The sequence below is a fragment of the Erwinia sp. TECH1 genome (assembly GCF_054057575.1).
In genome coordinates this window covers 966,688-978,330 of sequence record NZ_JBSRZK010000001.1, presented here as the reverse complement: position 1 = coordinate 978,330, position 11,643 = coordinate 966,688, and the positions used below count along the sequence as shown (strand labels likewise).

The window sequence follows — 11,643 nt, the reverse complement described above, 5'->3', positions numbered from 1 at the left end:
CCGCATCAGTTTATTTAAGCGCTTAATTATCAACCAGTATCTATCGGTTTACCGCCGTCCTTATCTCTGTTGAGCTGTTAATAATTTCTTTTTTACTGCTGGCGCTATGTATGATGAATTTTGTCCGTTATCAAAGGGAGAGAGCGTAATGCCTTACAGTCTAGGGGTGCTGGCCGGTATGGGGCCGCGCTCCACCGCGCCTTTTATCGATATGTTGGTGGATGAGTGCCAAAAGCAATACGGGGCCAGGTTCGATATCGACTATCCCAAAATGCATATTATTTCCTTGCCGACGCCTTTTTTCCCTGACCGGGCGGTTGAAGATGCCGCAATGTCAGCGGCACTGCGCGATGGCATTAGCGATCTGGTAAAAATCGGGGTCAATTTGATCGTGGTGCCCTGCAATGTAGCCCATTGCTACTTTGCTGAAATGCAGGAGGCCAGCGCTGGCATTCCTGTCCTGCATATTGCCGACTGCGCGCTTGAACGCCTTGCCGCAGCGGAGAACATCGCCGTGATTGCTACTGAGGCTACGCTTGATGCGGGTTTTTATCAGCAGCGTCTGCATCTGACAGGAAAGCGCTGTGTCTCTTCTGAGCCATTACGTGCGAGCACAACGCGTTTGATAGCGCTGATTAAACAAAACGGATTTACCGATCCTGAAGTGATAACGCAGTGGCGGGCGCTGATTTCTCTGGCGCAGGAAGCTGGCGCCCAGGCGCTGCTTATTGCCTGTACGGACATCAGCCCCTTACTTAAAAGCCATCCTCAGCAGTTGCTGCCGATTGTTGATACGGCAGCAAGCCTGGCTGAAGCTGCTATTCGTGGCTTTGCCAGCTCAAGGTCGACCCGCTAGCCAATTTTGCCTCTGCTGGCGATCCTGTCAGGATGGCACTTCATGCCTTCCTGACAGGTTTACTTACGCCTCCGGCGCCGGGTGCGTCTTTATCCAGTGGTCGGCAATCTGCTGGCGCGTGCAGATCCAGACCTTATCATGCTGCTGTACATGATCCAGAAAGCGCTGCAATGCGCGGAAGCGGCCAGGCCTGCCCAGCAAACGGCAGTGCATGCCGATGGAAAGCATTTTCGGCGCGGTTTCACCCTCTTCATACAGCACGTCAAAGCTGTCTTTCAGATAGGTGTAAAACTGCTCCGCCGTGTTAAAGCCCTGCGGCGTGGCGAAACGCATGTCGTTGGTTTCCAGCGTATAAGGTACGATCAGGTGCGGCTTGACCGTCCCGTCCTGACAGGTCACCTTTGTCCAGAACGGCAGATCGTCGCCGTAATAGTCGCTGTCGTAGGTAAAGCCGCCCTGCTCCACCACCAGCCTGCGCGTATTCGGGCTGTCGCGTCCCGTATACCAGCCGGTTGGCGCTTTGCCAAAAAGATCGGTCAGCGTATCCACCGCCTGCTGCATATGCTGCCGCTCGGTTTTTGCATCCATCCCCTGATAGTGGATCCAGCGCCAGCCGTGGCTGACCACGTCGTAATCGGCGTTTTTAATCGCCTCGACGATTTCCGGATGACGTGCCAGCGCCATCGCCACGCCAAAAACGCTTAGCGGCAGGCCGCGCTTCTGGAACTCGTTGTGGATGCGCCAGAAACCGGCGCGCGAGCCGTATTCATACAGCGATTCCATCGACATATGGCGCTCGGGATAGCTGGCCGCACCGATAATATCCGATAAAAACTGCTCGGAGCCGGTATCGCCATGCAGCACGCTGTTTTCCGCGCCCTCTTCATAGTTCAGAACAAACTGCACGGCGATACGTGCATTGTCCGGCCAGGCCGCATGGGGCGGCTTTCCGGCGTAGCCGATCAGATCGCGGGGATAGTTTTTATTGAAGCTGTACTCTTTCTTTTCATCAGCATCGGTCATGATCGTAGTCCTGTTCCAGAGCAAGATAACTTAGTTTAGGCGCTTAAACTGACCCGACAGGTTTTTTCGCAGCGGATAGTCCAGATCGCCATGCTTACTGGTCGACAGCCCCAGCGCCACCAGCGATTCCACCATTTTTACCGCCGCGCCCACGCCGTCAATAACCGGCATATTCAGCTCCTGCGTCAGTTCCCGCGCCAGCCGGGCCATGCCGCCGCAGCCCAGTACAATGGCGCCGCTGCCGTCCTCTTTTTTTGCGCGGATGCAGCGCTCACGCACTTTTTCCTGCGCCAGCCCTGTGCCATCCTCCAGCGCCAGTACCGGCAGATCGATAGCATGCAGCGCGGCGCAATGCGGTTCAAAGCCATACTGCTGTAAAAGATGACGCGCGATAATAACGGTGCGCGGCAGCGTGGTGACGATGGAAAAGCGCGTGGCAACCATCGTAGCCATATGCATAGCGGCTTCCGCAATGCCGATAACCGGCCCCGAAGCCAGTTCGCGCGCCGCCAGCAGCCCCGGATCGCCAAAGCAGGCGATAACGTGACCGCAGACGCCCTGCTCGCGTCCGGCTTTTATTTGCTCCAGCACGCCGATAGCGGCGACGGCCTCGTCAAAATGCCCTTCGATTGAGGGAACCCCTTCCGAGGGACAAACCGCCAGGATTTCCGTCGTCGGCGATGCTACGGCGCGCGCCGCTTCGCCAATGGTTTCGGTCATCGCCAGGCTGGTATTGGGATTGATAACCTGAATAAGCTGTTTAACGGTCATTCGCGCCTCCAAAACCGGTGAACAGGCTGGCGAAATCCGGCAGCGTTTCGCCACCGCGCTCGAAATGCAGGCTCGCTACTATATGCGCAAAATGTTGCCGCATTGCTTCAGTAAGCGGCACCAGCGCTTTTTGTCTGAGCAGGCCGATCAGCCTGTCGTGGTCGTCACAGCGGCAGCCCTGCTGCCACGGCGCGCCCCAGGCCGCAATCACCAGCGACGAACGCTGGGTCAGTCGGGTCACCATCTCGGTCAGCACCTGGTTACCGGAGATCGCCTGAAGCTGAATATGGAACGCGGCGGAAAGCCGGATCGCCGCCGGGCCGTCACGCTCGTCATGCGCCTGCTGTTCCTGCTGGATTAGGTTTTCCAGCGCGACCAGATGGGTAGACTGACAGTGCGCCAGCACGGTGGGAAGATTGGCGCATTCGATAAGTTCACGCGTACGGAAGATGTCCTGCGCTTCTTCTGTCGAAGGCGTGGCAACTTGTGCACCACGCTTGGGCGTTAACACCACCATCTGCACCGCAGCGAGGCGAGTCAGCACTTTACGGATGCCGGTTCGACTAACGCCGAAGACGTCGGCAAGCGCTTCTTCCGGCAGTTTGCTGCCCGGCGGCAGCTGACGCTCCACCATCGCCTTCATCAGCGCCTGAAAGATAGCTTCGTCTTTGTCATTCAGGTCGGTAGCCCTTTTCAGGCCGCTTTCACTTTTCATTTCCTGGTCCGCTCAGGTTTATCTTGCCTAAAATCGTACACACGATTGGCTTATTTTGTATACATGAATTCAACTTCTGGCCTGGATCCTGCAATACCTCTCTCAACCGTTTGCTATTTCGTTGAATTGTTGAGGAGCAGGTTTCATGCCAAAGAGTCTACATGTTACTCCGGCGTCCGCAGAGGAGGCGCACGCCAGCTACAGCCCGCGGCTGTGCAACGAGGATCTGGCCCCGACGCGCGAGCAGAACTGGAGCTGGTACAACATCTTTTCTTTCTGGATGTCGGACGTGCACAGCATGGGCGGTTATGTGGTGGCGGCCAGCTTTTTCACGCTGGGTCTGGCGAGCTGGCAGGTGCTGATTTGTCTGCTGGCGGGCATTTGCATCGTGCAGCTGTGCGCTAATCTGATCGCTAAGCCCAGCCAGATGACCGGCGTGCCTTATGCGGTCGTCTGCCGCCAGGCCTTTGGCGTATTCGGCGCCAATATTCCGGCGGTGATCCGGGGTCTGATCGCGTTCGCCTGGTACGGTATCCAGACCTGGCTGGCCGCTAACGCGCTGATGCTGGTAACGCTGAAGTTTTGGCCTTCACTGGCGCCGATGACGCAGGTTTCCTGGCTGGGCCTGTCGCAGCTTGGCTGGCTCTGCTTTGGTTTTATGTGGCTTGCTCAGGCGCTGGTGTTCTGGCACGGCATGAAGGCGATTAAGCGTTTTATCGATGTGGCCGGCCCGGCGGTCTATGTGGTGATGGTGCTGCTGGCGGTCTGGATTGTATACAGAACGGGTTTTGAAGGTATTTCCTTTACGCTCTCCACGAAACAGCTCAGCGGCAGCCAGCAGCTCTGGCAGATGGTGACCGCGACGGCGCTGGTCGTCTCTTATTTCTCCGGGCCGCTGCTTAATTTTGGCGACTTCGCGCGCTATGGCAAAAGCATGAAGGCGATCCGCCGCGGCAATCGCTGGGGGCTGCCGTTTAACTTTTTGCTTTTTTCCGTGGTGACGGTGGTGATTGTTTCCGGTACGCAGTCGCTGTTCGGCCATATGATTACCGACCCCATTGAAACGGTCAGCCGCGTGGGCAGCGATTTGGCGGTGGCCGTTGGCCTGCTGACGATGATCACCGCGACGATCGGCATCAACATCGTCGCTAACTTCGTTTCGCCCGCGTTCGATTTTTCTAACTGCTCGCCGCAGAAGATTAGCTTCCGCACCGGCGGCATGATTGCTGCCGTAGGATCGGTGCTGCTGACGCCGTGGAACCTGTTTCAGTCGCCCGAGCTTATCCACTATACGCTGGACGTGCTGGGCGCCTTTATCGGCCCGCTGTTTGGCATCCTGCTGTGCGATTTTTACCTGGTCAAACGCGGACAGATTTCAACGGACGATCTTTTTAATGCTACGCCGCAGGGAAAATACTGGTATCGCGGCGGCTTCAATCCTAAAGCGATTGCCGCGCTGCTGCCCTCAGTACTGATTGGGCTGGCGATTAGCTTTTCGCCTTCGCTGCACGAGGTGGCTAACTTCAGCTGGTTTATCGGCGTTGCTTTGGCGGCAGGCTGCTACCGCTGGATGGCGCGCGAAGAGTGCGTAAGCGCTGTGCCGCGTTACGCGAGCCGCGTAGCCGTGGAGAAAAGACGCGCTTAAATGATAAGGGCAGAAAGCCTGCTACCGGCAGGCTTCCGCTTAAAAAAACGTTCAGCTCTGCGCGCCTTCCTCTGATTTGATAGCTTCAATTTTTAGCGCTGCTTCAAGCCCGTAAGCGTAGCGGTTCGCCATTTTTGAAGTTAGTTTGTGCTGGTAAAAGAGTACAGATCGGCTCACAATCAAGCCTGGCCTGTACTCTGCGATGCCCCGTCAAAGGCTATATTCGGTGCGGGCAATAATATCGTCCTGCGCGTCGGGAGAAAGCGCGGTAAAGAAGGCGGAATATCCCGCTACGCGCACCACCAGATCGCGATAATTATCGGGCTGCGCCTTTGCGGCCAGCAGCGTTTCCCGCGAGACGATGTTGTACTGAATATGCCAGCCTTTGTGCGCTTCAAAGAAAGTGCGCAGCAGCAGCATCAGCTTTTGCCTGTCGCCCGGATTATCCAGCGCGGCGGGATTCAGCTTCTGGTTCAGCAAAACGCCGCCCAGAATCGATCCGGTAGGCAGCTTGCTGACTGAACCCATCACCGCCGTCGGCCCCAGGCGATCGGTGCCTGACGCCGGACTGGCCCCTTCCGCCAGCGGCGTTCGCGCTTTACGCCCGTCCGGCGTCGCCATCGTCTGCGCGCCAAAAGGCACGTTGGCAGAGATAGACGAGGTGCCCGCATAGTAACCGCCACCGATCGGGCCGCGGCCATGGCGTGGATTAACGTAGCTTTTCAGCTCCTCAATATAGGTTTGATAAGCGCGCGTCAGCAGCTCATCGACATAATCATCATCATTGCCGTATTTTGGCGCGCCGTTAACCAGACGCTGGCGCAGCTGCTCGCCATTCAGACCGTCAAAATCGGTGGCCAGCGCTTCGCTTAATGCCTGCTGCGCCACCACTCCTTGTTCAAACACCAGTTTTTTCACCGCCGCCAGGCTGTTGCCCAGATTGGCGATGCCCACCTGCAATCCCGATACCCAGTCATATTTTGCGCCGCCCTGCTTGATGCTTTTTGCCCGCTCAATACAGTCATCCACCAGCGCCGAACAGAGAATATCGTGCGCGTTCTCTTCCAGCACCGTATCCACCACGTACTCTATTTCTATCGATTTGCGGGTGTAATAGCGGATCTGCTCATCCCAGGCGCTCATAACCCGATCGAAACTGTCGAAATTGCCTGCGGAAAGCGCTTTGTCCTGCGGCAGAAACGTTTTGCCGCTGGTGGCGTCGCGTCCGCCTTCCAGCGACGCCAGCATCACGCGGGCGAAATTAATAAAGCTCATCCCGGTGCAGCGATAGCCCCACTTGCCGCCCACGGCCGTTTCGATGCAGCCGATAGCCGCATACTGATAAGCGTCGGCCGCTGAGACGCCCAGCCGGATAAATTGCGGAATGACGATTTCATCGTTGTTAAAGGCCGGCATCCCAAAGCCGCAGCGGATAACCTCCACGCAGGCATTCAGGAAATCGTCGCTCATTCCGGCATGGTAGCGCACGCTCAGGTTTGGCTGCGTCGAACGCAAACGGCCGCAGGATTCCAGAATCGCGTAAGAGAGCGGGTTGACGGCATCCACCGCCTTGTCCACCAGCAGATTCTGTCCGCCGATAGTGACGTTTTGATAGAGCGGACTGCCGGCCGAAGCTTTGGAGTGGGAGCCGGATCGGATCTTATTGACCTCCAGCAGCTTCAGCCAGCAGCTTTGCAGCAGCTCGATCGCCTGCTCGCGATCCGTATGCTGTTCCAGCTCCACGTCGCGGCGATACCAGGGATAAAGGTATTGATCCATGCGGCCAAAAGAGACCGAATGACCGTTAGACTCAATTTGCAGGATCAGCTGAATAAAATAGCAAAGCTGGAGCGCCTGCCAGAAGGTCTGTGGCGGCCGATGGGCGATCACGTCACAATTTTCCGCGATGGTCAGCAGTTCCGCACGGCGCGCGACGCTCTTCTCTGCCTGCGCCATTTCGCGGGCCAGAGTGGCGTAGCGCTTGATATGCTCAGTTACGGCCTGAAGAACGATATCGATGGCTTTCAAAAACTGCTCGCCATGCAGATCGTTCAGATGCGTCAGATCGATGCGGCTGCGGCGTTCCGCCACTTTCTCACGCAGGCCATCCAGCCCTTTCTCCAGCAGCAGCGGAAAGTTGACGGCCAGATGGGCGTCGCCGGAGGTCATATTCCCTTCCGCTTTGATGATGCCGGTTGCCAGCAGCGCCTTCTGCTCCCCGGTAAACATGCCGTAGCAGCGATCCTGCACCGTCTGGCCGCGCCACCATGGGCAGATTTCATGCAGTACCCGCTTGTCCTCTTCAGAAACAGAAAAGCCCGCGCCGGGACGATCCGCCAGATCGTCGATCTCTTTTTCGATCCATGTCACGGTATATTCCGGGAAAATGGGCGCGGCGCGCACCTTGCTGGCCTGGTTGCCTACAATCAGCTCATCATGCTTAATCCAGATAGTCCGTTCCGCCAGATGGTGTGCCAGCGCCAGCGCGCGGCGAACCGGTACGGGTTTATCCTGATGCTGCTGATAGATTTCGCTATAGTGCCGCGCGCGCTCGGTACAAATCGGGGGCTTGCTGATAGCGATCAGGGCTTCTTTATGCGTTTTGATACGGCTGCTTAAAACATCAAGGTTGAGTCTGGTCATCATTTTATCCTCTTAGCGTGGTTATCAGGCCTTTTTGCCGCGCGTACGACTGCGCAAAGGCAAGGATTTCCGGATTATCGAGCGGCCTGGCTGGCGCAAGGTAAGGCTGATTAAGCAAGGCATATTTGCTTTTACCCAGCGTGTGATAGGGAAGGAAATGGATCTCTTTGGCCCGTAATCGATCGGCGGTGAAATCCACTATGCTGCGGATCGACTGCCGATCGGCATTAAAACCCGGAACGAGCGGTACACGGATGACGATCTCCTTGCCCGTTTCCGCCAGCTTGCACAAATTAGCCAGCACCCGCTTCGCCGAACCGTTCGTCCATGCCTGAAAACGCGCTTCGTCGGTGTGTTTAAGGTCGGCCAGGAACAGGTCGATCCAGGGCAGCGAAGGCTGGATATAACGCCACGGCACATGCAGGCAGGTTTCCACGGCCGTATGGATCCCTTCCTGATGGCTGAGCCGTAAGAGCGTTTCGGTGAGGTTTGGCGTCATAAAAGGCTCGCCGCCGGAAAGCGTCACGCCGCCCGCGCTGCGCTGATAAAAAGGCTTATCCCGCCTGACTACGGCCATAATTTCCGCTGCGCTTTTCTCTTCGCCGCAGATCGTCAGCGCCTGGGTGGGGCAACAGTTTTCCAACGCGGAGAAATGGTTGGGACGCATCTTCTCCCGGAAAATGACGAGTTGTTGTTGTTGACGAACGATGGCGTCCGGCACGGCCAGCTGGCATAACTCGCAGCCCGACAGGCAGGCTCTTTTATCAAACAGGATTTCCCGCTCGTGCGAGCAGCTTTCCGGATTCTGGCACCAGCGACATTTCAACGAACAGCCTTTTAAAAACACCACGGTGCGGATACCAGGCCCGTCGTGTGTGGAATAGCGCTGAATATTGAAAATCATGAACCGCCTCCGTCATATTACGTACGAAGATTTAAATACTTTCAAATGAAAGTAACTTTGATCCCGGGCAATAAACAAGTTCACGCAGCGGGTAATATTTCGGAATTGCGATCGTCAACAGGCTTAAGGAGCTATATGGAACTCTATCTTGATACTGCGGATGTAGCGGCGGTAAAACGTTTAGCGAGGATACTGCCGCTGGCGGGCGTGACCACCAATCCGGCTATTGTCGCCGGCGGGAAAACGCCGTTATCCATTCTGTTACCTGAGTTGCAGGCGGCGCTGGGCGGCCAGGGCAAAATTTTTGCTCAGGTTATTGCCGCCCGGGCGGAAGAGATGGTGGAGGAAGCGTTACAGCTGCGCGCGATCCTTCCTGATGTGGTCGTAAAAATTCCGGCTACGACAGAAGGCCTGGCGGCAATCAGGCAGCTGAAAAAAGAGGCTATTCCAACGTTGGGCACCGCCGTTTATGGCGCAGCGCAGGGATTGTTCTCGGCGCTGGCTGGCGCGGAGTATGTCGCGCCTTACGTTAACCGTATTGACGCCCAGGGCGGAAATGGCATTCAGACAGTAGAAGCACTTCAACAGCTGCTTGCTCTGCATGCGCCGGGGGCTAAAGTGCTGGCGGCCAGCTTCAAAACGCCTCGCCAGGCGCTGGAGTGTATGCTGGCTGGCTGCGAAGCAATAACGTTGCCGCTGGATGTGGCCGAACAGATCCTCTCTGCGCCAGCGGTTACCGCCGCGGTCAATCAGTTTGAACAGCAGTGGATAAAGGCTTTTGGAACCGCGAGGCTGATTCAGGAAGAGAAAAGCGGAAAGGAATAAAAATCACGGGCTGTATGCCGAAATGACGAAAGCCCGATGCATTGCTGCATCGGGCTTTCCGGATACTTGGCGGAACGGACGGGGCTCGAACCCGCGACCCCCTGCGTGACAGGCAGGTATTCTAACCAACTGAACTACCGCTCCGCGCTTTGTTCCCCGTCGGGAACGGGGCGAATATTACGGTGCGGCCTGCATCCCGTCAATGCTTTTTCTTAAGCTTGCTGATCGACTGCCTGTTTTTTCGACTCTTACGACATTTCAACGTCTTCAGGCACGCCAGAGGCAGCTTCCGCCCTTCTTCATCACCAGATCGAGGCGGGATTCGTGTTCGGCAATCTCTTCGTCCGTCGCCGCTATCACGCACAGGCCAGAAGCCGGACGCGTGATGCGATAGATGGTTTCGTCGTTGCTCTGCTCCTGCCTGTCGCCCTCCATCGAAAACTTCAGCGACGTCTGCCCACCGGTCATGGTCAGGAAGACCTCGGCCAGAATTTCGGAGTCAAGCAGAGCGCCGTGCAGCGTTCGCTTACTGTTATCTATTTCATAACGCGAGCAGAGCGCATCCAGGCTGTTGCGCTTGCCGGGAAACAGCCTGCGCGCCATCGCCAGGCTATCGGTTATCTGGCAGAAGGTTTCGGTTTTGGGGATATTGCGGCCAAGCTTGCCGAATTCGTAGTCCATAAAGCCGATATCAAACGAGGCGTTATGGATCACCAGCTCGGCACCTTCTATATAGGCCAGGAAATCGTCGGCAATATCGGCGAAGGTCGGCTTATCCGCCAGAAATTCGTCGGCAATACCGTGTACGCCGAACGCTTCCGGATCGACCAGGCGATCGGGCTTGAGATAAACATGGAAGTTGTTGCCGGTGAGACGACGGTTTACCACCTCAACGGCGCCGATTTCAATAATGCGGTGCCCTTCATAGTGCACCCCGATCATATTCATACCGGTGGTTTCAGTATCGAGGACGATCTGACGCGTTGTATTTACTGTGCTCATAGGACCCGTTTTATGTCAGACTTGGCGTTTTTACACAGGGAGTCTACCAGAGATGCCTAAACAGGTAGAAATTTTCACCGATGGTTCTTGTCTTGGCAATCCTGGCCCGGGCGGATACGGCGCAATTTTACGTTACGGCCAGCACGAGAAAACGTTCAGCGCCGGCTATCAGCTGACCACCAATAATCGAATGGAGCTGATGGCGGCTATCGTCGCGCTGGAAGCGCTGACTAAACCCTGCGACGTCGTGCTGAGTACCGACAGCCAATACGTGCGTCAGGGCATTACCAGCTGGATCCATAACTGGAAAAAGCGCGGCTGGAAAACGGCGGACAAAAAGCCGGTTAAAAACGTCGATCTCTGGAAACGGCTGGATACGGCGCTGGGCCAGCATCAAATTACCTGGGAATGGGTAAAAGGCCATGCCGGCCATCCTGAAAACGAACGCTGCGACGAACTGGCGCGCGCGGCCGCCGGCAATCCATCCTTTGAAGACATCGGCTATCAGTCAGCATCCTGATGGCGTCGACGCATCCGGCTGGTTGCGCCAACGGCGGGTGCAAGCCTTCTTTGGGCCGCTGCCTTTTTGGCCGGATTCATCGTTAACGGGAAAGTCCGCTTGCGCGCGACGATAATGCTCAGGCAGCCCAGCGCCGGAAGATGCGTGCTGATGACCTTACCGCCCTGACGATTCCACGGCAGCACCTGAAAGCGCGAGCGCTGCACCACCTCGTAGTTTAACAGGCTGAGCCAGTCCATCAGCCTGGTCTGGGTAAACATCCGACTGTTCCACGGCACGCGTTGGCGCAGGCCGGGCACCAGTTTGCCCGTCCCCAGCACGCTGAACAGATTGAAGCCGCTGATAATCATCCAGCCGTCATCGATCAAAACGCGATCTACCTCGCGCAGAATACGGTGCGGATCGCTGCTCCAGGCCAGGCTGTGCGCCAGTAAACAGGCATCAACCGATTTTGATTCAAAAGGCAGGCTGCCGGCATCGGCCAGAACCTGCAAATTGTCGCCCTGTAAGCCAACGTTGACCTGATGCGAAATGGCGCAGCTTGCCGTGTCGATTTCCGCGCTCAGCGAGCCGATTTTCAGCAAATGAAAACCGTATAGCCTGTCCAGACAGGGTTGCAGATGCCGGGTCAGCGCGTCACGATAGTAGTCTCCCCAGGGGATGTCCGCCCAGGAATACGGCACGTGACGAATATGGCGTGTTTTAGCGGGCTTCATGCTTTACCATCTTCTTTCCATTG

Annotated in this window: 11 protein-coding genes and 1 tRNA gene; 4 read left to right on the top strand and 8 right to left on the bottom strand. The window is 56.5% G+C overall.

The features are described from left to right. Window positions 1-148 precede the first annotated feature (148 nt). Window positions 149-856 (top strand): aspartate/glutamate racemase family protein, encoded by a 708-nt coding sequence (locus ACVWZ0_RS04500; RefSeq protein WP_253455346.1) that lies wholly within the window; start codon window positions 149-151, stop codon window positions 854-856. A 63-nt stretch (window positions 857-919) separates the two neighbouring features. Here ACVWZ0_RS04500 and puuE read toward each other — a convergent pair whose 3' ends face one another. From puuE to ACVWZ0_RS04485, 3 genes are read right to left on the bottom strand one after another with little or no spacing between them, the layout of a single operon-like run. Then, window positions 920-1,879, bottom strand: coding sequence for an allantoinase PuuE (puuE, locus tag ACVWZ0_RS04495; RefSeq protein ID WP_253455347.1), 960 nt, complete (start codon window positions 1,877-1,879; stop codon window positions 920-922). A 30-nt stretch (window positions 1,880-1,909) separates the two neighbouring features. Then, on the bottom strand, window positions 1,910-2,650 hold the full coding sequence (gene hpxA / locus ACVWZ0_RS04490; RefSeq protein WP_253455348.1) for an allantoin racemase: 741 nt from the start codon (window positions 2,648-2,650) through the stop codon (window positions 1,910-1,912). Further along, on the bottom strand, window positions 2,640-3,365 hold the full coding sequence (locus tag ACVWZ0_RS04485; RefSeq protein WP_253455349.1) for a GntR family transcriptional regulator: 726 nt from the start codon (window positions 3,363-3,365) through the stop codon (window positions 2,640-2,642). The genes hpxA and ACVWZ0_RS04485 overlap by 11 nt, the downstream gene beginning before the upstream one ends. A gap of 145 nt (window positions 3,366-3,510) precedes the next feature. Here ACVWZ0_RS04485 and ACVWZ0_RS04480 point away from each other — a divergent pair, with 145 nt between their 5' ends. Continuing rightward, complete coding sequence (locus ACVWZ0_RS04480) at window positions 3,511-5,010, top strand: NCS1 family nucleobase:cation symporter-1 (protein ID WP_253455350.1); 1,500 nt, start codon at window positions 3,511-3,513, stop codon at window positions 5,008-5,010. Window positions 5,011-5,220: 210 nt separating this feature from the next. On the opposite strand, the gene ACVWZ0_RS04475 is transcribed toward ACVWZ0_RS04480, so the two are convergent. Both ACVWZ0_RS04475 and ACVWZ0_RS04470 read right to left on the bottom strand, forming a co-directional pair. Then, window positions 5,221-7,653, bottom strand: a complete 2,433-nt coding sequence (locus ACVWZ0_RS04475) for a formate C-acetyltransferase/glycerol dehydratase family glycyl radical enzyme (protein ID WP_253455351.1) — start codon at window positions 7,651-7,653, stop codon at window positions 5,221-5,223. A gap of 4 nt (window positions 7,654-7,657) precedes the next feature. Further along, entirely contained in the window at window positions 7,658-8,557 is a 900-nt protein-coding gene (locus tag ACVWZ0_RS04470) for a glycyl-radical enzyme activating protein (RefSeq protein WP_253455352.1), read from the bottom strand. A 135-nt stretch (window positions 8,558-8,692) separates the two neighbouring features. Between ACVWZ0_RS04470 and fsa the strand changes: the two genes are divergently transcribed. After that, entirely contained in the window at window positions 8,693-9,382 is a 690-nt protein-coding gene (gene fsa / locus ACVWZ0_RS04465; RefSeq protein WP_253455353.1) for a fructose-6-phosphate aldolase, read from the top strand. Between the two features lie 67 nt (window positions 9,383-9,449). Here fsa and ACVWZ0_RS04460 read toward each other — a convergent pair. Both ACVWZ0_RS04460 and dnaQ read right to left on the bottom strand, forming a co-directional pair. Beyond that, a tRNA-Asp gene (locus tag ACVWZ0_RS04460) sits at window positions 9,450-9,526 on the bottom strand. A gap of 123 nt (window positions 9,527-9,649) precedes the next feature. Beyond that, window positions 9,650-10,384, bottom strand: coding sequence for a DNA polymerase III subunit epsilon (gene dnaQ / locus ACVWZ0_RS04455; protein WP_125288912.1), 735 nt, complete (start codon window positions 10,382-10,384; stop codon window positions 9,650-9,652). Window positions 10,385-10,436: 52 nt separating this feature from the next. Between dnaQ and rnhA the strand changes: the two genes are divergently transcribed. Beyond that, the gene (rnhA, locus tag ACVWZ0_RS04450) at window positions 10,437-10,904 is read left to right on the top strand and encodes a ribonuclease HI (RefSeq protein WP_253455354.1); all 468 of its coding nucleotides are present in this window, start codon (window positions 10,437-10,439) and stop codon (window positions 10,902-10,904) included. Here rnhA and ACVWZ0_RS04445 read toward each other — a convergent pair. Beyond that, the gene (locus tag ACVWZ0_RS04445; RefSeq protein WP_253455355.1) at window positions 10,889-11,620 is read right to left on the bottom strand and encodes a class I SAM-dependent methyltransferase; all 732 of its coding nucleotides are present in this window, start codon (window positions 11,618-11,620) and stop codon (window positions 10,889-10,891) included. The two genes, rnhA and ACVWZ0_RS04445, sit on opposite strands and share 16 nt — an antisense overlap. Window positions 11,621-11,643 lie beyond the last annotated feature (23 nt).